25 protein-coding genes and 1 rRNA gene are annotated in these 21306 nt (G+C 75.6%); 10 read left to right on the top strand and 16 right to left on the bottom strand.

Annotation, left to right across the window (positions count from 1 at the left end):
* The first annotated feature begins 35 nt into the window (after positions 1-35).
* From ACI79Z_RS06075 to ACI79Z_RS06065, 3 genes are read left to right on the top strand one after another with little or no spacing between them, the layout of a single operon-like run.
* Complete coding sequence (locus tag ACI79Z_RS06075) at positions 36-1535, top strand: FdrA family protein (RefSeq protein ID WP_456902046.1); 1500 nt, start codon at positions 36-38, stop codon at positions 1533-1535.
* Complete coding sequence (locus ACI79Z_RS06070; RefSeq protein WP_456902045.1) at positions 1532-2947, top strand: DUF1116 domain-containing protein; 1416 nt, start codon at positions 1532-1534, stop codon at positions 2945-2947. The genes ACI79Z_RS06075 and ACI79Z_RS06070 overlap by 4 nt, the downstream gene beginning before the upstream one ends.
* A 49-nt stretch (positions 2948-2996) precedes the next feature.
* The gene (locus ACI79Z_RS06065; protein WP_456902044.1) at positions 2997-3602 is read left to right on the top strand and encodes a hypothetical protein; all 606 of its coding nucleotides are present in this window, start codon (positions 2997-2999) and stop codon (positions 3600-3602) included.
* Positions 3603-3622: 20 nt separating this feature from the next.
* Here ACI79Z_RS06065 and ACI79Z_RS06060 read toward each other — a convergent pair whose 3' ends face one another.
* The gene (locus tag ACI79Z_RS06060; protein WP_387991101.1) at positions 3623-4387 is read right to left on the bottom strand and encodes a DUF2470 domain-containing protein; all 765 of its coding nucleotides are present in this window, start codon (positions 4385-4387) and stop codon (positions 3623-3625) included.
* A gap of 65 nt (positions 4388-4452) precedes the next feature.
* Between ACI79Z_RS06060 and rpsD the strand changes: the two genes are divergently transcribed.
* Positions 4453-5055 (top strand): 30S ribosomal protein S4, encoded by a 603-nt coding sequence (gene rpsD, locus ACI79Z_RS06055; protein ID WP_387991098.1) that lies wholly within the window; start codon positions 4453-4455, stop codon positions 5053-5055.
* On the opposite strand, the gene ACI79Z_RS06050 is transcribed toward rpsD, so the two are convergent.
* The 12 genes from ACI79Z_RS06050 to ACI79Z_RS05995 all read right to left on the bottom strand — a co-directional run bounded on the left by ACI79Z_RS06050 (position 5043) and on the right by ACI79Z_RS05995 (position 13173).
* Entirely contained in the window at positions 5043-5714 is a 672-nt protein-coding gene (locus ACI79Z_RS06050; protein WP_387991095.1) for a 3-oxoacid CoA-transferase subunit B, read from the bottom strand. The two genes, rpsD and ACI79Z_RS06050, sit on opposite strands and share 13 nt — an antisense overlap.
* A complete protein-coding gene (locus tag ACI79Z_RS06045) occupies positions 5711-6379 on the bottom strand; it encodes a 3-oxoacid CoA-transferase subunit A (RefSeq protein ID WP_456902043.1) in 669 nt (222 codons plus the stop codon). Before ACI79Z_RS06045 ends, ACI79Z_RS06050 begins: the two co-directional genes overlap by 4 nt.
* Before the next feature lie 163 nt (positions 6380-6542).
* Positions 6543-6806 (bottom strand): hypothetical protein, encoded by a 264-nt coding sequence (locus tag ACI79Z_RS06040; RefSeq protein ID WP_387991089.1) that lies wholly within the window; start codon positions 6804-6806, stop codon positions 6543-6545.
* Between the two features lie 12 nt (positions 6807-6818).
* Positions 6819-7958: an SRPBCC family protein gene (locus tag ACI79Z_RS06035; protein WP_456902042.1), complete on the bottom strand. Its 1140-nt coding sequence runs from the start codon at positions 7956-7958 to the stop codon at positions 6819-6821.
* Positions 7955-9547, bottom strand: coding sequence for a hypothetical protein (locus tag ACI79Z_RS06030; protein ID WP_456902041.1), 1593 nt, complete (start codon positions 9545-9547; stop codon positions 7955-7957). Before ACI79Z_RS06030 ends, ACI79Z_RS06035 begins: the two co-directional genes overlap by 4 nt.
* A 93-nt stretch (positions 9548-9640) precedes the next feature.
* Entirely contained in the window at positions 9641-10393 is a 753-nt protein-coding gene (locus tag ACI79Z_RS06025) for a GvpL/GvpF family gas vesicle protein (RefSeq protein WP_456902040.1), read from the bottom strand.
* A gap of 2 nt (positions 10394-10395) precedes the next feature.
* Positions 10396-10836 (bottom strand): gas vesicle structural protein GvpA, encoded by a 441-nt coding sequence (locus ACI79Z_RS06020; RefSeq protein ID WP_456902039.1) that lies wholly within the window; start codon positions 10834-10836, stop codon positions 10396-10398.
* Entirely contained in the window at positions 10833-11207 is a 375-nt protein-coding gene (locus ACI79Z_RS06015; protein ID WP_387991077.1) for a gas vesicle protein K, read from the bottom strand. The genes ACI79Z_RS06020 and ACI79Z_RS06015 overlap by 4 nt, the downstream gene beginning before the upstream one ends.
* Positions 11204-11416, bottom strand: coding sequence for a gas vesicle protein GvpJ (gene gvpJ, locus ACI79Z_RS06010; protein WP_387991074.1), 213 nt, complete (start codon positions 11414-11416; stop codon positions 11204-11206). The genes ACI79Z_RS06015 and gvpJ overlap by 4 nt, the downstream gene beginning before the upstream one ends.
* Positions 11409-12446 carry a GvpL/GvpF family gas vesicle protein gene (locus ACI79Z_RS06005; protein ID WP_456902038.1) on the bottom strand — a complete coding sequence of 346 codons (1038 nt, stop codon included), beginning with the start codon at positions 12444-12446 and terminating at the stop codon, positions 11409-11411. Before ACI79Z_RS06005 ends, gvpJ begins: the two co-directional genes overlap by 8 nt.
* A complete protein-coding gene (locus ACI79Z_RS06000) occupies positions 12443-12895 on the bottom strand; it encodes a gas vesicle protein (protein WP_456902037.1) in 453 nt (150 codons plus the stop codon). The genes ACI79Z_RS06005 and ACI79Z_RS06000 overlap by 4 nt, the downstream gene beginning before the upstream one ends.
* A complete protein-coding gene (locus tag ACI79Z_RS05995; RefSeq protein WP_387991065.1) occupies positions 12892-13173 on the bottom strand; it encodes a gas vesicle protein GvpO in 282 nt (93 codons plus the stop codon). The genes ACI79Z_RS06000 and ACI79Z_RS05995 overlap by 4 nt, the downstream gene beginning before the upstream one ends.
* Before the next feature lie 124 nt (positions 13174-13297).
* On the opposite strand from ACI79Z_RS05995, the gene ACI79Z_RS05990 reads away from it, so the two are divergent.
* Positions 13298-13840 carry an RNA 2'-phosphotransferase gene (locus tag ACI79Z_RS05990; protein WP_456902036.1) on the top strand — a complete coding sequence of 181 codons (543 nt, stop codon included), beginning with the start codon at positions 13298-13300 and terminating at the stop codon, positions 13838-13840.
* Positions 13841-13965: 125 nt separating this feature from the next.
* The gene (locus ACI79Z_RS05985) at positions 13966-14151 is read left to right on the top strand and encodes a hypothetical protein (RefSeq protein ID WP_456902035.1); all 186 of its coding nucleotides are present in this window, start codon (positions 13966-13968) and stop codon (positions 14149-14151) included.
* Between the two features lie 42 nt (positions 14152-14193).
* On the opposite strand, the gene bar is transcribed toward ACI79Z_RS05985, so the two are convergent.
* Positions 14194-15297 carry a barbiturase gene (bar, locus tag ACI79Z_RS05980; protein ID WP_387991056.1) on the bottom strand — a complete coding sequence of 368 codons (1104 nt, stop codon included), beginning with the start codon at positions 15295-15297 and terminating at the stop codon, positions 14194-14196.
* A gap of 132 nt (positions 15298-15429) precedes the next feature.
* The gene (locus tag ACI79Z_RS05975; protein ID WP_387991053.1) at positions 15430-16383 is read right to left on the bottom strand and encodes a carbamate kinase; all 954 of its coding nucleotides are present in this window, start codon (positions 16381-16383) and stop codon (positions 15430-15432) included.
* 124 nt (positions 16384-16507) lie between these two features.
* Here ACI79Z_RS05975 and ACI79Z_RS05970 point away from each other — a divergent pair, with 124 nt between their 5' ends.
* Entirely contained in the window at positions 16508-16948 is a 441-nt protein-coding gene (locus ACI79Z_RS05970; RefSeq protein ID WP_387991050.1) for an SRPBCC family protein, read from the top strand.
* Positions 16949-16951: 3 nt separating this feature from the next.
* Here the strand turns inward: ACI79Z_RS05970 and ACI79Z_RS05965 are convergent, their stop codons facing one another.
* Positions 16952-17770: a PHP domain-containing protein gene (locus ACI79Z_RS05965; RefSeq protein ID WP_456902034.1), complete on the bottom strand. Its 819-nt coding sequence runs from the start codon at positions 17768-17770 to the stop codon at positions 16952-16954.
* Between the two features lie 78 nt (positions 17771-17848).
* On the opposite strand from ACI79Z_RS05965, the gene ACI79Z_RS05960 reads away from it, so the two are divergent.
* From ACI79Z_RS05960 to ACI79Z_RS05950, 3 genes are all read left to right on the top strand, one after another.
* Positions 17849-20074: a RecQ family ATP-dependent DNA helicase gene (locus ACI79Z_RS05960; protein WP_387991044.1), complete on the top strand. Its 2226-nt coding sequence runs from the start codon at positions 17849-17851 to the stop codon at positions 20072-20074.
* A gap of 40 nt (positions 20075-20114) precedes the next feature.
* Entirely contained in the window at positions 20115-20747 is a 633-nt protein-coding gene (locus tag ACI79Z_RS05955) for an alpha-ketoglutarate-dependent dioxygenase AlkB (RefSeq protein ID WP_456902033.1), read from the top strand.
* A 434-nt stretch (positions 20748-21181) separates the two neighbouring features.
* Positions 21182-21306, top strand: a 16S ribosomal RNA gene (locus ACI79Z_RS05950); the annotation flags it as partial.

Here is a 21306-nt window from a genome sequence, read left to right as displayed (position 1 = left end):
TCACCGCTGAGGGATCTCCCGGTACGGTCGGCGGGGTGAGCGATCCAGGCCCCGGAGAGGGCGTCCGGCACGTCTCCCTGCGCAGCGGCGTCTACGCCGACTCGGTGCGGTTGATGCAGGTCAGCCGCGACGTCGGCGCCCGGGAGGGGGTGACCGCCGTCCTCGTCGCCATGGCCACGCCGCTCAACGTCGAGCTCGCCGCGGGCATGGGGCTGGCGCCCGCGGAGACCCCCGCGCCCGACCAGTTGCTCATCGCCGTCCGGGCCGTGGACGACGACGCGCTGGCCGCCGCGGTGGCCGCCGTCGACGCCGCCCTGGCCGAGCGCGAGCGCTCCCGCGCCACCGCCGACGCCCAGCCGGCCCGCACGATCGGCGCCGGCCTCGACGACCTCGAGCCGGGGACCCCGGCACTGGCGATCGTGAGCGTCCCCGGGCAGTACGCCGCGCTCGAGGCCGCCGACGCGATCGCGGCCGGCCGCAGCGTGCTGGTCTTCTCCGACGGCGTCCCGGTCGAGCAGGAGGTCGCGCTCAAGCGCGCCGCGCACGCCGCCGGCGTCCTGGTCATGGGCCCCGACTGCGGCACCGCGATCGTGTCCGGCGTCGCGCTCGGCTTCGCCAACGTGGTGCGCCCCGGGCCGGTCGGCGTCGTCGCGGCGTCGGGGACCGGCGCGCAGCAGGTGTCCTGCCTGCTCGACGCGGCCGGCGTCGGCGTCTCGCACGTGATCGGCGTCGGCGGGCGCGACCTGTCCGAGGCCGTCGGCGGCCTGGCCACCCTCGACGCGCTGGCGGCGCTGGACGCCGACCCGGCCACCGAGCGGGTGCTCGTGGTCTCCAAGCCGCCGGCGCCGTCGGTGGCCGAGGCCGTGGAGCGGGCCGCCGCGGGGCTGTCCACGCCGGTCCGGTCGGCCGCCCTGTCGCCGGAGACGCCGGACCTCACCGCCGCCGTCGAGGCGCTGCTGACCGACATGGGCCTCGACGTCCCCGTCTGGCCCTCGCGGCCCGGCCCGGCGGAGGCCGCGCTGCCCGGGGCGGTGCTCAAGGGCCTCTACTCCGGCGGCACGCTGGCCGACGAGGCGATGCTCCTCGCCGCCCCCGTGCTCGGCGACGTCCGGTCCAACACCCCGCTGCGGCCCGAGCTGGACCTCGGGACGGACCTGTCCGCCCGCGGCCACGTCGTCGTCGACTTCGGCGACGACGCCCTCACCGTCGGCCGCGCCCACCCGATGATCGACCCGACGCTGCGGCTGGAGGCGATCGAGCGGCTGGCCGCCTCGGGCGAGCCCGCCGTGCTGCTGCTCGACGTCGTCCTCGGCCACGGCGCCGACGCCGACCCGGCGGCGGCCCTCGCCCCGGCGCTGGCCGCCGCGCGCGAGCGCGCGCACCTGCCGGTGGTGGTCGCGCTGGTCGGCACCGAGGCCGACCCCCAGGGCTGGAGCCGGCAGGCCGACGCCCTCGCCGCGGCCGGTGCCGCGGTCTTCGCCTCCAACGCCGCGGCCACGCGGTACGCCCTCGACCTGCTGGGAGCGCAGCGATGAGCCTGGGTGGTCTGCTGGACGGCCCGCCGGCGGTGGTGGCCGCGGGTGTCGACGTCTTCTCCGGCGCGCTGCGCGCCCAGGGGGCGTCGGTGGCCGACGTCGACTGGCGGCCACCCGGCTTCGGCGACGCCGGCGACCTCGCCGCGCTGGCGCTGGACCCGCGACGGGCGGCGGCCAACCGGACGGCGGTCGAGCGGGTGCTCGCCGCCGGGTCGGTGCTGGTCGACGTCCGCCCGGCCCGGGAGGTGCTCGGCCTCGAGGGGCGCACGCTGCTCCACTCCGGCCCGCCGCTGACCTGGGAGGCGGCGTCGGGGCCGATGCGCGGGGCGCTGATCGGCGCCTGCCTGTTCGAGGGCTGGGCGTCCACGGTGGCCGACGCCGAGGCGCTGCTCGCGTCCGGCGGCGTGGAGCTCGAGCCGTGCCACCACCGCTCCGCCGTCGGCCCGATGGCCGGGGTGACCTCGCCGTCGATGTGGGCGTGGTGCCTGGAGGACCCGGTGGGCGGCGGCTGGGCCTACTGCAACCTCAACGAGGGCCTGGGCAAGGTGCTGCGGATGGGCGCCTTCGGCGAGGAGGTGCTCACCCGGCTGGCCTGGATGCGCGACGTCCTCGGCCCGCTGCTGGCCCGCGCGGTGCGCTCGATGGCCGAGCCGCTGGACGTCAAGGCCGTGCTCGCGCAGATGCTGCAGATGGGCGACGAGGGGCACAACCGCAACCGCGCCGGATCGCTGATGACCCTGCGCGAGCTGTCCCCGGCGCTGGTCGCCCTCGACGCACCGTCGGACGACGTCGCGGCGGCGCTGCGCTTCATCGGCGGCAACGAGCACTTCTTCCTCAACCTCGGCATGCCGGCGGCGAAGCTGGCGATGGACGCCGCCCGCGACGTCCCGGGCTCGACGCTGGTCACCGTCATGGCGCGCAACGGCACCGAGTTCGGCGTGCAGACCGCCGGCACCGGCGACCGCTGGTTCACCGGCCCCGCGCAGACGCCGGTCGGCCTGTTCCTCGGCGACTACGGCCCCGAGGACGCCAACCCCGACATCGGCGACTCCGCGATCATGGAGACCTACGGCGTCGGCGGGTTCTCGATGGCCGCCGCGCCGGCGATCGTGCGGTTCGTCGGGGGCACCGTGCCCGACGCGCTGGCCACCACCGAGCGGATGTACCAGCTCACCCTGGCCGAGAACCCGGCGATGGCCATCCCCATCCTCGGCTTCCGCGGCGCCCCGACCGGCATCGACGTCCTCGCCGTGGCCCGCACCGGCTGGCTGCCGCAGATCAACACCGGCATGGCCGGGCGGGTGGCCGGCACGGGTCAGGTGGGCGCGGGCCTCGTGCAGCCGCCGCGGGAGTGCTTCGAGCAGGCACTGGCCGCCCTCGCCGAGGAGGCCCGCGCCGCGACCGCGGCCTGACCCGGGTCCCGCGTGCCGGGCCCGGCGGGGACCGGCCAGGCTGCGGCGCATGGGGACCAGCGCCCGGCCGGACGACGGACCGGACGACGACGCCCTGCGACGGACGGGTGCGCCGCAGAACGAGCTGCCGGTGGCCCTGCCGCAGAACGTGCTGCTCGCCCGCACCGACGACGCCGTGGTGGCCCTGTTGGGGATGCAGGTCTACTCGACGGGCCTGGCGTTCGACCTCGGCGTCCGGATCCGGCCGGGGAGCCTGTCCGGGGCCGAGCTCCACGAGGTGCTCTGGCGGCCCGGCGTACCACCGCTGCTCCTGGGGCTCGAGCTGGCCGACGGCACGCGGGTGGACAACGTCGGCGAGCCCGGGCAGGGCGGGGACGTCGTCCTCACCCAGGGGAGCGGCTCGGGCAGTGAGAACTCCGTCGACCACTCCTGGTGGTTGTCCCCGCCGCCGCCGGCCGGGCCGCTGACGGTGGTCGTGCGGTGCCCGGAGCTCGGTGTCCCGGAGACCAGCACGGTGCTCGACGGGACGGCGATCCGCGAGGCCGCCGACCGGGCGGTCACGCTGTGGCCCTGGGAGCCCCCTCGACGGCGCGGCCCCGACCTGCCGCCCTCCCCACCGGAGATCCCGGAGGACAGCTGGTTCGCCCGCCGCTGACCGGAGATCCCGCGGGACCGCTAGGCCGGGCCGCAGGCGAGCAGGGTGTCCAGCGCGGCGGCCAGGCCCTCCCCGCCGGTCAGCGGGGCCCGGAACGGCACGCGCAGGTCGTGGCAGGAGTGCCGCGCCTCGACGCGGAACCGCACCCCGTGCCGGTCCAGCCCGAGCAGGCGGACGTCGTCGCGCGGGCCGGCCCAGGCCCGCACCCGGCCGCGCAGGGTGTCCAGCGCACCGGCGTGCACGGTGGCGAGGCCGGACTCGTCGGCGCTCACCGGGTCCGGCCGCGCGTCCGCGAACTCCTCGGGCTCGACCTCCGACGACGTCCCGGCGTCGGTGAGCAGCACCTCGGCGAGGTCCAGGCGCAGCAGCACCGCGCCCAGGCCGACGTCGAGCAGCGCGTCCGAGGGGCGGACGTCGGCGAGGTCGAGCAGGGCCGCCTGCACGCCGGCCGGGTGCACCGGGGTCAGCCAGCCGGACAGCTCCACCTGCCCGCGCACCGGGTGCTGCACCGGGAAGGGCGTGCGGTCGGTGACGGTCAGCCGCGCCGGCAGGTCGCCCAGGGGCGAGGTCCGCAGCGCCGTCGCCAGGCGCCCGTCCGCGGGGACGACGACGAGCACCTGCCCGGACGCCGTCGTCCCGGTGACCGTGACCTCGACCGCGCCGACGCCGACCGCGTGCAGCGCCGCCGAGGCCCGGGCGGCCACCGTGCGGGCGCGCTCGGCGGGGGAGGGCTGCGGGATGCCGGTGGTGCCCGAACCGGCGCGGGAGGAGGGGCCGGCGGTCATCGATCACCTCGGGTGTCGGGATGGGGGTAAGGTGAACCTAACCTAACTCGACGACGGAGGTCCCGTTGAACACCCCGCGCCCCAAGGTCCGGCTCAGCCGCCGGCTCGGCCTGCCGCTCACCCCGAAGGCCGTGAGCTACTTCGAGCGCCGCCCGTACCCGCCGGGCGAGCACGGCCGCAAGCGCAAGCAGCAGAGCGACTACTCGACCCGGCTGCTGGAGAAGCAGCGGCTGCGGGCGCAGTACGACGTCAGCGAGACCCAGCTGCGCCGGGCGTTCGACCGGGCCCGGCGCACCGGCGGCAAGACCGGCGAGGCGCTGATCCAGGACCTCGAGTCGCGGCTGGACGCCACGGTGCTGCGGGCCGGGTTCGCGCGGACCATCTACCAGGCCCGCCAGTTCGTCACCCACCGGCACGTGCTGGTCAACGGCCGCCGGGTGGACCGCCCGTCCTACCGGCTGCGCCCGGGCGACTGGATCTCGATCGCCGAGGGGTCGCGGACCCGGGAGCCGTTCCAGGTCGCCGCGTCCGGCGCGCACGCCACCGCCCCGGCCTACCTCGAGGTGCGGCTGGCCGACCTCACCGCCCGGGTGGAGCGCGTGCCCGCCCGCGAGGAGGTCCCGGTGGTGTGCGAGGAGCAGCTGGTCGTGGAGTACTACTCCCGCTGACCCGGCACCAGCACCCCGACGTCGTCGGCGAAGGACAGCCGGGCGGCCGTGGCGCCCTGCAGGTCGTCGCGGCCGAGCCCGGCCACCATCTCGCGCACGAGGAACCCCTCGGCGGTGACGTCGAGGACGGCGAGGTCGGTGTAGACGCGGTCGACCACGCCGGCGGCGGTGAGCGGGTAGGTGCAGCGCGGCACGAGCTTGGGCTCGCCGGCCTTCGTCGTGTGCGTCGTCATCACCAGCACCCGCTTCGCGCCGACGGCGAGGTCCATCGCGCCGCCGACCGCCGGCGGGTGCGAGGCGTCGTCGGTGGCCCAGTTGGCGAGGTCGCCGTGCTCGGAGACCTGGAAGGCGCCGAGCACGGTCAGGTCGACGTGGCCGCCGCGCATCATGAGGAACGCGTCGGTGTGGTGGAAGAACGCCCCGCCGGGCAGGAGGGTCACCGGCTGCTTGCCGGCGTTGATCAGCTCGGGGTCCTCCTCGCCCGGTGCCGGGGCGGGACCCATGCCGAGGATCCCGTTCTCCGAGTGGTAGACGACCTCCCGGTCGTCCCCGACGCAGTCGGCGACCAGCGTGGGCAGGCCGATGCCGAGGTTCACGTAGGCGCCGTCGGGGATGTCCCGGGCGATCCGCCGTGCGACGTCCCGCGTGTCCAGCCTCACGCCCTGCCCACCTCCACGACGCGGTCCACGAAGATCCCCGGCGTCACGATCACCTCCGGGTCCAGCGCACCCAGCTCCACGAACTCGTCCACCTGGACGACGGTCAGCGCGGCCGCCGCGGCCATCGTCGGGCCGAAGTTCCGCGCGGCGGTGCGGTAGACGAGGTTGCCCCAGCGGTCGGCGCGCGCGGCCCGGACCAGGGCGACGTCGCCGGGCAGGGGCTCCTCGAAGACGTGCCGGCGGCCGTCGATCACCCGCACCTCCTTGCCCTCGGCGAGGCGGGTGTCGGCACCGGTCGGGGTGAAGAACCCGCCGAGGCCCGCGGCCGCCGCGCGCATCCGCTCGCTGAGCGTGCCCTGCGGGACCAGCTCGAGCTCCACCTCGCCGGCGCGCCAGCGCTCCTCGAACCAGACCGAGCCGGCCGAGCGCGGGTAGGAGCAGACGATCTTGCGCACCCGCCCCTCGCGCAGCAGCGCCGCGACGTCGGTCTCGCCGGAGCCGGCGTTGTTGGTGACGACGGTGAGGTCGGTGGTCCCCTGGTCGAGCAGCGCGTGCACCAGCTCCACCGGGACGCCGGAGGCGCCGAACCCGCCGATGAGCACGGTCGCGCCGTCCTCGATGCCCGCGACGGCGTCGGCCAGTGACCCGACCCGTTTGTCGATCATCCGCACCTCTCCGGTCCGTCGGCGTGCCCCGACGCTAACCGGCCGGCGCGCGCCCGGCTCCACCCGCCGGGGTCGTGGTTCCGCGGACCCTCCTGAGCGCGGAGACGCCACCGGCCGGCGCCGGGTGCCGTGAGGGCCCCGACGCCGGCCGGTGACGGTCGGTTCAGCTGGACAGGCGGACCAGCCGCTGGATCAGCGACCGGCTGGGGAACCGGTCCTGGCGGATCTTGTCCAGCAGGATCTCCGCGTACTCCTGCTTGCGCCACGGCGTGAGGAGCGCCTCGACGTCGTCCATCATCGTCGCCGACGGGTAGTGGTCGGTCTCGATCTTCTCCAGGAGGACGTCGAGGACCTCCTCCCGGACGCTGAGCGAGATCGCCGCCTCACGCAGGGACGCGGGGACCTCGCCGTTCTCGGTCTGCGACACCGTCGCCTTCTCTCAGCGGGTCCCGGCGGGTGCTGCCCGCCGCGCCCGTCGCCGCGGGGGCGCGCCGCCCCCGGATCCGTCGCCGGAGGATGCCCCCGCGGGGACCGGCTCCTCCTCGGGAGCCTCCTCCGGGGCCTCCTCGGGAGCCTCCTCCTCCTCGGGCTCCTCCTCAGCGCCCTCCTCGCCGGCCTCCTCCTCGCCGGCTTCCTCCTCGTCGTACCCGGCTTCCTCGTCGTAGCCGGTCTCGTCCTGGTCCTCGGCCTCTTCCGGGGACTCGGCACCGGTCTCGTCCGGCTCCGGCTCGTCGGGTCCGCGGACCACCTCGCCGTCCCGGATCTCGCCACGCCAGCTGCCGGTGGCCTCGCCGCGCATCATGATGAAGCGCCGGAAGTGCTTGAGGTCCAGCCGGGCGCGGCGACCCTGGGCCCGCCAGATGTTGCCGGTCTTCTCGAACAGGCCCTGCGGGTAGTACTCCATGACCAGCAGGACCTGCGTGAGGTCGTCGGCGAGCGGGTGGAACGTGATGACGCCCTTGGTCGTGCCCTTGGCGCCCTCGGTGGTCCAGACGATCCGCCGGTCCGGGATCTGCTCGGTGACGGTGGCCTTCCAGTTCCGCCGGGACTTGAACACCTTCACCCGCCAGTTGCTGGACACCTCGTCGGCCTGGTCGACCGAGTCGACGCCCTTCATGAAGCTGGCGAACTCCTGGTACTGCGTCCACTGGTCGTAGGCGACGTTCACCGGGACGCCGACGTAGACGTCCTCGACGATGTTGACGAACTTCTTGTTGCCGCCGGCCCCGCCGCCCTTGCGGAAGACGCCCTTGATCTTCTCCTTGATGCCGGAGCCCACGCCGCCGAGCACCGCCTTGACCGGGCTGTCGCCCTCGGCCAGCCGGGAGATGGCCCCGGTGGCGGCGGGGGCGACGAAGCCGCCGCCCTCGGCCTTCTCCTTGAGGTTGTCGGTGACGCCGCCGACCTTGCTGCCGAGCGACTTCACCGCGTCGGTGGCGCGGGCCTTGGCGTAGTCCTTCGCCGCGTCACCGAGGCGGCCGATCACGGGGTTGCTGGCGAGCCCGCCGAGCAGGCCCCCGCCACCTCCGCCACCGCCGCCGCCGGTGTCCTGGTTCTCCTGGTTCTCCGTGCTGGTCATGCCCGGGTTCCTTCCGTGCGCGGACGACGGGGTGAGCGGCCCTGCGGCCGGGCGCGGCGTGCCGGCTCGGCCTCGTTCTGGCGGCCCTCGTCACGGCCGGCGGCCTCCTGGCCGCCGCCGGACGCGGCCTCGCCGGTCTGCCGGGACCGTCGGCGGGGGGCATCGGCGGGCTGCTGCCCCCGGTCGCCCTTGGCCCCGCGGGCCCGGCCACCCTCCTGGCGGCTCTGCGGACGCCGGGCCCCACGGCGCGGCGGCAGCGGGGTCTCCTGCGGGGCCTCGTCCTCGCCGGTGCCGGCGTCGTCCGACTCGGCGTCGTCCGAATCGGCGTCGTCCGACTCGGTGCTGTCCGACTCGGCGGTGTCATCACCCGGCGAGCCACCGGCCTGGCCCGGGTCGACGTCGACGTCGGCGTGGCCGGGGTCGGGGGTGCGGTCCTCGCTGTCGCCCTCGTCCTCGCCCTCGTCCTCGCCCTCGTCCTCCGTGGACGTGGCGTCCTCGGCCGTGGCCTCGTCGGACTCCTCGTCCTCGTCGGAGCTGTCGCCCTCCGCGGTGAGGCCGGTGTCGCCCTCGGCCTCGTCCTCGTCGGACTCCTCGTCCTCGTCGGAGGTGTCGTCCTCGGCGGTGAGGTCCTCGTCCGCCTCGTCCTCCGCCTCGTCCTCCGCCTCGTCCTCGTCGCCCTCCTCGTCGTCGTAGGCGTCCTCGTCGTCCTCGTAGTCGTCCTCGTCGGACTCGGCGTCCTCGTCGGCGGTGTCGTCCTCGGCGGTGAGGTCCTCGTCCGCCTCGTCCTCCGCCTCGTCCTCCGCCTCGTCCTCGTCCTCGTCGGCCTCGTCCTCGTCGGACTCCGCCTGGTCCTCGTCGGACGCGGTCTCGGACTCGCCGGTGTCCTCCGCGACCCCGGCGTCCTCGGACTCGTCCGCCTCGGTGTCCTGGTCCTCGGTGTCCTGGTCCTCGGTGTCCTGGTCCTCGGTGTCCTGGTCCGCGGTGTCCTGGTCCTCGGTGTCCTGGTCCGCGGACCCGGCGGTGTCCTCGTCACCGGCCTTGCCGGAGTCCTCGGCGGTGTCCTCCTCCTGGCCCTTGCCCTTGCCGGTGATCGCCCGGAGGCCACGGCGCAGCACGCCGGTGCCCGACTCGGCCGCGCCGCCCGCGGCGCCGCCCGCGGCGCCGGCCGCCTTGCCGGCGGTGTCGGTGGCCGTGGAAGCGGCCTCGCCGGCGGTGTCGGTGGCCTTGAGCGCCGCCTCGCCCACGGTGTCGGCGGCCTTCCCGGCCTTCTCGTTCAGGGCGGCCGTGCGCTGCTCCAGCGCCTTGGTCAGCGCCGCGAGCTGGGTGTCGAAGGTGGCCGTCGCCGCGCTCCTGCCGGCCTGGAGCAGGGGACCGCGCAGCTGGGTCAGCAGCTCCTTGGCCTCGTTGCTGCTGGCGACGGACAGGAGTGCCTCACGCAGGAGGCGCTTGGGGTCCAGGGCGGACTGCGAGCCGGCGACCCACATGGCGAAACTGAGTGCGGCCCGGCCCTTCTTCATGCGGCCCAGCAGGTAGCCACCGAGCGTGGCGGCCCCCAGCTTGAGCACGGACGGGGTGGGACTCTCGGTCACAGTGGTCCTCTTCTCCCACCAGGGACCCGGTCCCCGGTGCACATGGTCGATCGACTGCCGCCGGCCCCCGTACCGACGGTGTGCTGCTTTCCCTCACCACCCCCATCGCGAACGGGGTGCGGGCTGCGAACCCACGACCACGTCGTCCAGGAAGCTGTAGACGGGCATCGGGCCCACGTACTCGACGCTCGCGCTGCCGGCGGCGGCCTCCCGCAGCCGGGCGACCGCGGCGTCGGCGTCGTCGAGCCGGTCGCGCCGGACCAGGTACGCCGTCCGCGACACCTGGTCGTCGACGTGCAGTTCGCGCGACTGCTCGGCCACCCCGGACAGCTCCTGCGTCCAGGTGGCGGCGAGCTCGGCCTGCAGGTCGGCGACGCGCGCGGCCACGGCCTCGCCCACCGCCATCCGGTCGGCCAGCGAGGCCCCCGGCACCCGGGCGCGCGCGGCGAGCCGCGCGATGTCCGGGTCGTCGCGGCTCACCGCGGCGACCGAGGCGTCGGTGTCGAAGTCGAGGTCCAGCCGCAGCTCGACCAGGTCGGCCACGGCGGCCAGGCGCTGGGCCAGCTCGTCCGCCGACGGCTCGAGCACCTCGGCCCGGACGGCGTCCTCGTCGGGCGCGACGGTCCCGAACGGCAGCGGCAGCACCGGGACGGTCACGACCAGGGCCACCAGCAGGTCGAGGTGCGCGACGGCGTCGTCGCCCACCAGGTCGCCGTCCGGCGCGTCGGACACCACCGCCGCCAGCGGACCGGCGACGACGGCGCGCGGCTGCTGCAGCCGGCCGGGCGGCACCCGGCCGACGGCGGGGGCGTCGGACTCGCGGACGACGCCGTGGACGAGCAGCACCGTCAGCTCCGGTTCTGCGGCCGCCGCGACGCCGGGGCACCGCGCTCGCCGCCGCCGCGCGAGCCGCCGTCGCCCTCCTCGCGGTCGCGGTCGCGGCCGGTGAGGGAGCCGATGACGTCCTGGGCGGTCTCCCGCGCTCCGCTCAGGGCTCCTTTCGTCTTCGCCCGGGACCCGCCCTGGGTGACCTCGCGGATGAGGCCCGGCAGGCCCGCGACCTGGTCCTGCGGCTGCAGGTCCAGCCGGTTGACCGCCTCGGCGAAGCGCAGGTAGGTGTCGACGCTGGCGATGACGATCCGCGCGTCGATGGTGAGCAACTCGATGCCCACCAGCGCCACGCGCACGTACGCGTCGATGACGATGCCCTTGTCGAGGACGACGTCGAGGACGTCCGCGAGGCCGCTGGGCCGGGGGGCGCGGTTGACGGAGGACGTGGACATGGTCATGGCTGTCTCCTGCTCGGGTCGGGGTCAGGGGGCCGTGCTCGGGTGCCCGTGGTGCCACCGCGCGCCAGCGCGGTGAGGTCGAGGGGCAGGTACAGGTCCTCGGGGACGACGCCGAACGCGTCGATCAGCTCGTCGAAGGTGGCCTCCAGGTCGATCAGCGCCCGGCCGAGCTGCTCGACCTGGGCGTCGGTGAGGTCGCCGGCGTCCACCCGCCGCAGCGCCTGGCGCTCGACGACCTGGCGGACGACCTCCAGCAGGGACACGACCAGCCGCCCCAGCGAGCGGCCGACCTCCTCGCCGCTGCCCTCGAGGCGGCGGGCGGCGCCGGACGGTCCCCTCCGCCGCGGTGGCGGGAGGTCGGGGCCGGTCACCGGAGGGCCTCCGTGCCGGCCGGCTGCGGCTCCCGGGGCTGGACGGCGGTGAGCAGCAGGCGCAGGTCCAGCCGGACCAGGTCGATGCCGGCCAGGGTGATGACGACGTCCCCGCCGACGTAGGCGCCGCGCTGCAGCACCCGGTCGAGCAGCTCGACCAGGCTCGTGCCCCGGGTGTCCCCGCCGAGGATGCCGGTCCGCTCAGCCACCGTGGCCCTCCGCGGTCAGCGCGGCGAAGGAGTACGGCGGCCAGGGGCCGCTGACCTCCAGCGCGAGTCCGTCGTCCTCGAGCTCGGTCCGGAGGTCCCCGACCGCGGCGAGGAACGCCTCCTCCGCGTCCGGCACCACCAGGCAGGCGAGGTCGAGCAGCAGCCCGGATGCCGGCGCGGCGCCGCGGTGCAGGCACTCCCGGACGTGCGGGTCCAGCGCCTGCTCGAGCCGGTCGGCCGCCCGGGCGGCGTCGCGGGCGGCCTCCTCCCGCTCGCGCAGCGCCTGCCGGCGCCGGGCCAGGTACGCGGTGCCGGTCAGCTCCTCCCGGTCGGGCCGGGACCCGCCGTCGGCGGCCTCCTCGCCGCCGGCCGGGCGGACCAGCCGGACACCCCACTCGCGGGCGTCGCCGATGCGGGTCAGCTGCTCGCGGGCCACGGCGGCGTGCTCGGCCAGGAGGCGGCGGGCGGCCGTCTCGTCGGGGACGGCGGTGCCGAGCCGCAGCGGCAGCACCGGACCGGCGGCGACGGCGGCCCGGACGACGGCGTCGTGGCCGCGGGCCAGCAGCGCCAGCCGCCCGCCCTCGGACAGGTCGTCGGGGTCGACCTCCAGGTCGGCCCGCGGCACGCGGCGCACGAGCAGGCCGAGGTCGCCGTCGGTGACCAGTTCGAGGGGACGCCCGCCGTGGGGGGCGCCGGGCGGGTCCGCGGGCACCGGGAGGTCGGCGGGGGCCAGCGCGAAGGCGTACAGCACCTCGCCCGGCAGCGGGGCCGCGTCGGTCCGGGGCGGGGGCACGGGAGGCGGGGCCGGCTCGGGCGGCGCGGCGGGCTCCGGGCGTGCGGCCGGGGCCGGCGCGGGGGCCGCACCCGCGGCCCGGCCGGCGAGGACCTCCGCCACCAGGGCGTCGGCGACCAGGCCGGCCAGCCGCTCGACCGCCAGTTCACGGCCCCGGACGACCGCGTCCGCCAGCACGTCGGGGCCCAGCTCGCGGGCCACCCGGGTGAGGCGGTCGGGGACGTCGGGGCCGGTCACGGCTGCTCGGCTCCCCGCCGCTCCGGCGCCCCGTCCGTCGCCTCGTCCGAGGCCGCCGGGCCGGCCTCGAGGCCCTGCCGGCGGACCAGGTCCTCCAGCTCGGCGACGCGCGCCCGCAGCGCGGCGACCTCGCCGTCCTCGCGCTCGCCGTCGTCGCGCTCGCCGTCGTCGCGCTCGCCGCCCTCGACGGCCGGCGCGGGCCGGCCGGAGAAGAACGGGTCGTGGCTCCACCAGTCCAGGCCCATCTCGCGGGCGGTCTCCGCGGAGGACACGAACAGGCGCAGCTTCAGGGTCAGCAGCTCGATGTCGAGGATGTTCACGACGATGTCGCCGGCGATGACGATGCCCTTGTCGAGCACCCGCTCGAGCACGTCGGCCAGTGAGTCGGGCTGCCGGCCGAGCGCTCCGCTGCCGACGCCGACCTGCCGGCGGGCGACGGGGCCGCTCATGCCTGGTCCACCTGGCCCCGGCTGAAGCGGCGCAGCCGCTCGAACCCGGTCAGCGTGCCGGAGCCGTCCATGTCGACCCGGTAGGTCGCCATGACGCTCGTCGTGGTGGGGATGCGCTCGAGCTCGACGACGTCGACCAGCACGGACCACCCGTCGCCGTCCCGGCGCACGCCGGTGGTGGCGACGGGTTCGAGGCCCGTCAGAGCCATGAACTGCTCCAACGCGCCCCGGACGGCGCCCACGAGTCCCCCGTGACCCTCGCGATGATCCGTGTCCATGGAAGGCCCACTTCACTCGTCGAATGATCAGGATGCGCCTCTACCCTGCCCCCTTCCAGGGGAAACGGGTAGATCACGGGCCGGTCACGGTGCACCGGGGCCGGTCCCGGGGCACCGCTGACCCGTGGACGTCGTCGGGGTGAGCAAGCGGTTGTCCTACGTCCTGCGGCACCGGCCCGACAGCGTCGGCATCTCCCTCGACGAGGCCGGCTGGGTCGACGTCGACGTGCTGCTGGCCGCTCTCGCCGCGCACGGCACGCCGCTGACCCGCGGGGACCTCGACCGCGTCGTCGCCGGGAACGACAAGCGGCGGTTCGCCTACGACCCGGGCGGCACCCGCATCCGCGCCAGCCAGGGGCACAGCGTGCCGGTCGCGCTCGGGTACGCGGCCGAGTCGCCGCCGGCCGTGCTGTTCCACGGCACCCCGGTGCGCCACCTGCCGTCGATCCTCACCGAGGGGCTGCGGCCGGGCCGCCGGCACGCGGTGCACCTGAGCCCCGACGAGGCGACCGCCCGGACGGTCGGGGAGCGCCGGGGCCGCGCCGCCGTCCTCCGCGTCGACGCGGCGGGGCTGGCCGCCACCGGGGCGGTGTTCACCCGGTCGGCCAACGGCGTGTGGCTGGTCGACGCCGTCCCGCCGGCCTTCCTGGCCGTCCTCGACGGATGACCCCGGCTGCCGTCCCCGGACCGCCGCCGGGGTCGGTGCGGCCGAGGACGGGCGGTGATCCGCGACGTCGTCGTCGGGGAGCCGTCCCCCGGCGGGTGGGCCGACGCCGAGATCCGGGGAGTCCCGTGCGCATCGACCTCTCCGGCCGCACCGCGGTCGTCACCGGCTCGTCCCGGGGCATCGTCGCCGGTCGGCCGCGACCTGCCCTGGAAGGAGGCGCAGGGGCGGTTCACGCCTCGCCGCCGGCCTCGGCCACCACGGGCGGCGCGCTGCGCGTCGACGGCGGTTGCGTCGACGCGATCCTGCCGTGAGCGGGACCCGCGGGGGAGCGCCCCGCGGGTCCCGCGCCGGCCTCAGGCCCTGACGATCGCCGCGACCGGGCCGCCGCCCGACGGGCCCTGGTGCACCGCTGCCACGGACACGAACACCGCCGGGTCGCCGGTCACCGACGCCGCGACGCCCCCGACGGTCGCCTTGATCTGCCGGTGCCAGAAGACGTCGGAGTCGTCGAGCATCGCGTTGCGCCGGCCGCGGACGTAGCCGGTCGGGTCGGCCTCGCACTTGAGGAAGACGTTGACCAGCCGGTCGCCGAGGTCGCTGACGTGCGGGCGCTCGGGCAGGTCGAGGCCGGCCTGGCGGATGGCGTCCCAGATGCCGTCCTGGTCCAGGGCGTCCTTCATCACCGAGTGGCCGATGCGGTAGTTCCCGCCGTGCCCGCGCGCGTTGCCGACGACGACGATCTGCGCCCGGTCGAGCTCCACGCCCGACGAGCACGAGGCGACGGCGCTGTACAGGGACAGGTCGCGCATGACCTGCTCCTGCTCGGGCATCTCGATCTCGCCGAGCGCCACCGCGATGCCCAGCGCCGTCGTGCCGTTGGACAGGTCCATCGAGCCGTGCGGCTCGTCGTAGTAGGTGTCCTTGCCGCGGTTCTTCGCGTCGCGGATGGTCTCGATGGTGAGCAGCGGCGTCTTGGTCTGCACGTAGTGGACGTCGGCCGGGTCGGTGATCCCGGCGGCCTCCATCGCGCGGCGCACGCCCTCGGCGACCTTCTCCACCATCGCGATGCGGCCGATGTCCTCGGGGAGGATGACGTCGCTCATCGCGTAGCCCACGGTCAGCCGCGGCTCGTCGGTCTTCTCGACGGCGTCCTCGGGCAGCGTCGCGAAGATCGTCGCGTGCGGGCTGATCACGCCGTCGGTGCCGCCGGACCACACGATCGGGATCTCGGCGACCTCCTCCTTCGACCGGCTGCCCTTCTCCAGCAGCACCTCGCGGAAGGCGCGGTCGGCGATGATCCGGGTGTAGTCGTTGACGCCGCCGTTGCCCTCGGTCTTGCCGATGACGGCGACGACCCGGTCGGCCTCCATGACGCCGTCGTCGATGAGCTTGGCCAGCTCGCTGGCGTCGCTCACGTTGTGCAGCGGGACCTTGCGGACCTCGATCGGTGCGGGCACGGGACCACTACTCCTTCGTTGTCGGGGTTCGGCCCTCCTGCAGGGTCCCGCCGCGAGCGTGCGAGCGGTGGGGGCAGGAGGGTCCTTCTGCTTCTCTGTGCGGCGGTGAGCACGTTCTCTGTGCAGCGGTCTCTATGCAGCGGTGACCACGGTGCCGACGGCGTCCCCGGTGACGGCGTCGGCGATGTTCTCGAGCGAGGTGACGACGGCGCGCTGGCCGCCGCCCTCCACGAAGCGCAGGACGGCCTCGACCTTGGGGCCCATGGAGCCCCGGGCGAACTGGCCCTCCCCGGCGTGCGCGCGGAGCTCGGCCACCGTGACCCGGCCGAGCGGGCGCTGGGACGGCGTCCCGAAGTCGACCATCACGTTCGCGACGTCGGTGGCGATCACCAGGGTGTCGGCCTCCAGGTCGCGCGCCAGGACGGCGGCGGTGAGGTCCTTGTCGATGACGGCCTCGACGCCCCGCAGGGCGGCGCCGTCCCCACCGTCGTCGGTCACCGGGATGCCCCCGCCACCGGCGCAGACGACGACGAAGCCGGCCGCGGCGAGGGCGTGGATCGCGGGGGAGTCGACGACCGACCGCGGCTCGGGCGAGGCGACCACCCGCCGCCAGCCCCGCGGGCCGCGGTCCTCCCAGACCTGGCCGAGGGAGACGAACCGCTCGGCCTCCTCGCGCGGGAGGAAGCGGCCGACCGGCTTCGACGGCTCGCGGAAGTGCGGGTCGTCCGCGTCGACCAGGGTGCGCGTGACCAGCCCGGCGGTGCGCTGGGGCAGCCCCCGGGCGGCCAGGGCCGCGTCCAGCTCGTCGGCGACGGTGAAGGCGATGGTGGCCTGGGTCTGCGCGACGTTCCAGTCCAGCGGCACCGGCGGCACGACGTGCGCGGCGAGCTCGTTCTTGACCAGCAGGTTGCCCACCTGCGGGCCGTTGCCGTGGGTGAGCACCACCTCGACCCCGGCGGCCACCACCTCGGCGACGTGGCCGGCCGCCTCGCGGATCGCGTTCCGCTGGGCCTCCGGGGTGGCCGAGCCGTCGGCACCGGTCATGGCGTTGCCCCCGAGGGCGATCACCACGCGGCGGGACGTCACCCCGGCGACCCTAGCGGCGTTTCTCTTAGCGGTGAAGTAGTTGCCGGGACCTCCTACCCCTCGCGCGGTCCCCGATCGCGGGACCATCCGGGCAGGAGCGGGGGCCGCCAGGAGGGAGACGGCGATGCGGGTCCACTTCGGCTTCGACACCCGCGCCACCCCGGCCCAGGTCCGCGAGGCGTTCACCGACGTCGGCGACCGGCGGCTGGAGGTGTGGTCGAAGACCCTCGACCCGGCGAGGTACGAGGTCCGCGAGCAGGGCGAGGGCTGGGCCGTGCTGCGCGAGGGCAGCGCGGGCGTCCCGTTCTGGGTGCTGCTGCGCTACGAGTGGCCGGACCCGGACCGGGTCACCTGGACGCTGCTGGACAGCGACCACTGCGACCGCGGCACCGGCGAGGTCCGGATCACCCCGCGGGACGACGGCGGCAGCCACGTCGACGTGACGTGGCGCCACAGCGGCGGCCGCGGGCTGCGCGGGCGGGCGGTGCTGCTGGCCCAGGGCCTGATCGCCCCTGTCGCGCTCCCCCGGGTCTATCGCGCCGCCCTCGACCGGGCGGCCGGCTGAGCCTCAGCGGCGCCAGAAGTCGAAGCGGTCCCGCCCGGGCCGGAACCCGGCGGCCTCGACGACGTCGACGGCGAGGTCGAAGCGCTGGCCCACCGCGCCGGGCTGGTGGGCGTCGCTGCCGAAGCTGACCGCCTCGCCGCCCTCCTCGCGGAACCAGCGCAGCTGGTCGACCGACGCCAGCGGGCTGCTCGTGTTCACCTCGAGCGCCCGACCGGTCCCGGCCAGCGCCCGGAACACCGCCCGGTACTCCTCCTCGTAGTCCTTCTCCACGTACCGGTGCGCCCCGCCGGGCCAGTACCGCCGCGGGAAGTCCACGTGCGCGAGCACCTGGAAGACGTCGCTGCTCTCCACCATGTCGACGACCTCGGCCAGGTAGCGGCGCATCGTCCCGTCGGCGTCGGAGTAGAGCAGTTGCCCCACCCCGTACAGCCGGCCCTCGTGGTGCAGCGAGTGCAGCGACCCCAGGATCCGGTCGACCGGCGCGCCGGACAGGTGGGCGGCGACGCTGGACTCGAACAGGTGCGGCTCGCCGGCCTCGACGCCGGACCAGATGCGCAGCTCGGGGAACCGCTCGCGGACCTCGGTCAGCTCGGCCCAGTAGCCCTCGGTGTCGATCGGCTCGTGCCGCGAGGCGTGCCGGTCGACCAGGCCGAGGGTGGTGGCCCGGTCGTCGGGGCCCCACACGGTGAAGTCGAGGTGCTCGGTGAAGGCGATCGCCGGCAACCCCTGCGCCACGGCCTGCTCGCAGGCACGCGCCATCGTCACGCTGCTCGGGGTGTCCCACGACCACCCGGTGTGCACGTGGTTGTCCGGCGGTCGCATCGTCCCCATCCTGCCCGTCGTCCCCCGGTCCCGCTCGCACGGTCCCGCTGTCGGGGGACCCACCTACTGTCGGGGGCCATGAGCACCGCCGCGCCCCCGTCCGATCTGGCCGCCGAGGCCCTCGGCGTCCTCCGCGAGCTGACCGGCCGGCCCGACGCGGTGTTCCGCGAGGGGCAGGACGCCGCCGTCGCCGCGCTGGTCGAGCGGTCGGAGCGGGCGCTGGTCGTGCAGCGCACCGGCTGGGGCAAGTCGGCGGTGTACTTCGTGTCCACCGCGCTGCTGCGCCGCCGCGGCGCCGGGCCCACCCTGCTGGTCAGCCCGCTGCTCGCGCTGATGCGCGACCAGGTGGCCGCCGCGGCCCGCGCCGGCATCCGCGCGGTGGAGATCTCCAGCGCCAACGCCACCGAGTGGGACGACGTCGCCGCGCGCCTGGCCGCCGACGACGTCGACGTCCTGCTCGTCTCCCCGGAGCGGCTGACCAACCCGCGCTTCCGCGAGGAGCAGCTGCCCGGCCTGGTCGCCCGCTGCGGCCTGCTCGTCGTCGACGAGGCGCACTGCGTCTCCGACTGGGGCCACGACTTCCGTCCCGACTACCGCCGCATCCGCGACCTGCTCGGCACCCTGCCCGCCGGCACGCCCGTCCTCGCCACCACCGCCACGGCCAACGAGCGCGTCGTCGCCGACGTCGCCGAGCAGCTGGGCGCCGGCGGTGCCGGGGTGACGACGGTCCGCGGCCCGCTGGCGCGCGACTCGCTGCGCCTGGGCGTGCTGCGGCTGCCCACCGACCGCGCGCGGCTCGCCTGGCTGGCCGCCCACCTCGGCGACCTGCCGGGCAGCGGCATCGTCTACACGCTCACCGTCGCCGCGGCCGAGGAGACGGCGGGGCTGCTGCGCGACGCCGGGCACGACGTGCGCGCCTACACCGGCCGCCTCGACGACGCCGACCGCAAGGAGGCCGAGGAGGCGCTGCGGGAGAACCGGGTGAAGGCGCTGGTCGCCACCTCGGCGCTGGGCATGGGCTTCGACAAGCCCGACCTGGGCTTCGTCGTCCACCTCGGGGCGCCGTCGTCGCCGGTCAGCTACTACCAGCAGGTGGGCCGCGCCGGCCGCGCCGTCGACTCCGCCGACGTGCTGCTGCTGCCCGGCCCCGAGGACCTCGCCATCTGGCAGTGGTTCGCCACCTCGTCCATGCCGCGGGAGGACCACGCCGCGGCGGTGCTCTCGGCGATGGCCGACGGGAAGGCGTGGTCGGTGGCCCGGCTGGAGACCGTGGCCGACGTCCGCCGCTCGCGGCTGGAGCTGCTGCTGAAGGTGCTCGCCGTCGACGGCGCGGTGGAGCGGGTGCAGGGCGGCTGGCGGTCCACGGGCCGCCCGTGGGTCTACGACGCCGACCGCTACGCCCGCGTCGCCCGCACCCGGGAGGCCGAGCAGCGCGCGATGATCGCCTACGCGAAGCCCGTCGACGAGGCACGTTGCCGCATGGCGTTCCTCCAGGAGGCGCTCGACGACCCGACCGCGGCTCCCTGCGGCCGCTGCGACGTCTGCGCCGGCCCCTGGTACCCGACCGACGTCCCCGCCGGCGCGGCCGAGGCGGCCTCCGCGGCGCTGGACCGCCCGGGCGTCGAGCTCGCCCCGCGCGCCCAGTGGCCCACCGGCGCCGACCGGCTCGGCGTCGCGGTGAAGGGGAAGATCGCGCCGGCCGAGCAGGTCGACCCGGGCCGGGCGGTCGCCCGGCTCACCGACCTGGGCTGGGGCCAGCGGCTGCGCACCCTGCTCGGTGACGACGGCGTCGGTGGCACGGTGACCCTCGACCTCGAGGCGCCCGGCATCGAGGAGGACCCGGACGCCGCCTTCGACGTGCCGGTGCAGCGCTCGGTGTCCGACGTCCCGCCGGACGAGGACCTGCTGCGCGCCTGCGCCCGCGTGCTGGGCGCCTGGGACTGGGCCGAGCGACCGGCGGCGGTGGTCGCCGTCCCCTCGCGCCGCCGTCCGCGGCTCGTGACCGGGGCGGCGCAGGGCCTGGCCCGGCTGGGGCGGCTGCCGTACCTGGGTGAGCTGTCGCTCGCGCACGGTGGCCCGACCGGTGGCCCGGGCGGGAACAGCGCCTTCCGGCTGGCCGGGGTGTGGCAGCGGGTCGTCGTCGGGCCGGAGCTGCGGTCGCGGCTGGACGAGCTGGGGCCGGTGCCGGTGCTGCTCGTCGACGACCTCGCCGACTCGCGTTGGACGATGACCGTCGCCGGGCGGGAGCTGCGGCTCGCGGGGGCCTCCCGCGTCCTGCCCTTCGCGCTGGCGCTCACCGCCTAGGGACTCGTACACACGTTCGAGCGCCGCTAGCCTGCTCGGCATGACGCTCGCGCACCAGCCGTCGATGTTCGACGTCGCCGAGGAAGCCGCGCTCACCCCGCTCCGGGGCCGGGTGCGGCGGCACGTGCTCAGCCGCGGGGCGTGGGTCGACCACCTCCCCGGCTGGGTCGCGGGCTCCGACGAGGTCCTCGAGGTCCTGCTCGGCGACATCGGCTGGCGGGCCGACCGGCGGCAGATGTACGACCGCGAGGTCGCCGTCCCGCGGCTGCTCCGCTGGTACGGGCGCGGCGAGACGCTGCCGCACCCGCTCCTGACCGAGACCCGCGCCGCGCTCGACGCGCACTACGCACCAGAGCTCGGCGAGCCGTTCGTCACCGCCGGCATGTGCCTCTACCGGGACGGCCGGGACAGCGTGGCCTGGCACGGCGACCGGCTGGGGCGCAGCCGCACGCAGGACACGATGGTCGCGATCGTCTCCTTCGGGTCGCCGCGGCCGCTGCTGCTCCGTCCGGCGGGCGGGGGCGGCGAGACCCTGCGCTTCCCGCTGGGGCACGGGGACCTGGTGGTCATGGGCGGCTCGTGCCAGCGCACCTGGGAGCACTGCATCCCGAAGACGACTCGGCCGGTCGGACCGCGGGTGAGCGTGCAGTTCCGTCCCGCCGGCGTGGCCTGACGCGGGCGTCCAGCAGCACGGCCGAGGCCGGGAAGACGGGCGCGCTGCGCGTCGTTGCACCTCGTGTCCGCTCGCCTGCCGACAGCGTGGCGAGCGACACGGGGACCCCCCGTGCACGACCCCTCAGAGGCCGTGTAATGTTCTCTCCGCACCGAGCGAGAACGGACCGGGCCGGAAGGCCTGGGAAACCGCCGGGAGGGCCCGTGGGGCCGGACCGTTGCGGAGCCGGTGTTACAGTGGGGACACCGCCTCGAACGAAGGCCTGGAAAGGCCGGGTTCGAGCGCGTCCGCTCCTTGAGAACTCAACAGCGTGCCGAAAGTCAGTGCCAAGTAACAAACCCCCGGCGCTGCACCGTGTGGTGGAGCGCAGGGATTCCTTTGGTTGATGACATCGAGAGTGCTAGCTCTCGGTTCTCGGCCGGCGATTGAATGCATCTACGGAGAGTTTGATCCTGGCTCAGGACGAACGCTGGCGGCGTGCTTAACACATGCAAGTCGAACGCTGAACCCTGCTTGCGGGGGGATGAGTGGCGAACGGGTGAGTAACACGTGGGCAACC

This window comes from Geodermatophilus sp. SYSU D00663 (genome assembly GCF_054050655.1).
This window is presented reverse-complemented; position numbering and strand designations above follow the sequence as displayed.

What these genes read in the sequence shown, in the direction of transcription:
- ACI79Z_RS06070 (WP_456902045.1), top strand. Translation starts at nt 1,532, where the DNA reads ATGAGCCTGGGTGGTCTGCTGGACGGCCCGCCGGCGGTGGTGGCCGCG.
- ACI79Z_RS06065 (WP_456902044.1), top strand. Translation starts at nt 2,997, where the DNA reads ATGGGGACCAGCGCCCGGCCGGACGACGGACCGGACGACGACGCCCTG.
- ACI79Z_RS06060 (WP_387991101.1), bottom strand. Translation starts at nt 4,387, where the DNA reads ATGACCGCCGGCCCCTCCTCCCGCGCCGGTTCGGGCACCACCGGCATC.
- ACI79Z_RS06045 (WP_456902043.1), bottom strand. Translation starts at nt 6,379, where the DNA reads ATGATCGACAAACGGGTCGGGTCACTGGCCGACGCCGTCGCGGGCATC.
- ACI79Z_RS06035 (WP_456902042.1), bottom strand. Translation starts at nt 7,958, where the DNA reads ATGACCAGCACGGAGAACCAGGAGAACCAGGACACCGGCGGCGGCGGT.
- ACI79Z_RS06020 (WP_456902039.1), bottom strand. Translation starts at nt 10,836, where the DNA reads ATGACCATGTCCACGTCCTCCGTCAACCGCGCCCCCCGGCCCAGCGGC.
- ACI79Z_RS06000 (WP_456902037.1), bottom strand. Translation starts at nt 12,895, where the DNA reads ATGAGCGGCCCCGTCGCCCGCCGGCAGGTCGGCGTCGGCAGCGGAGCG.
- ACI79Z_RS05995 (WP_387991065.1), bottom strand. Translation starts at nt 13,173, where the DNA reads ATGGACACGGATCATCGCGAGGGTCACGGGGGACTCGTGGGCGCCGTC.
- ACI79Z_RS05970 (WP_387991050.1), top strand. Translation starts at nt 16,508, where the DNA reads ATGCGGGTCCACTTCGGCTTCGACACCCGCGCCACCCCGGCCCAGGTC.
- ACI79Z_RS05965 (WP_456902034.1), bottom strand. Translation starts at nt 17,770, where the DNA reads ATGCGACCGCCGGACAACCACGTGCACACCGGGTGGTCGTGGGACACC.
- ACI79Z_RS05960 (WP_387991044.1), top strand. Translation starts at nt 17,849, where the DNA reads ATGAGCACCGCCGCGCCCCCGTCCGATCTGGCCGCCGAGGCCCTCGGC.
- ACI79Z_RS05955 (WP_456902033.1), top strand. Translation starts at nt 20,115, where the DNA reads ATGACGCTCGCGCACCAGCCGTCGATGTTCGACGTCGCCGAGGAAGCC.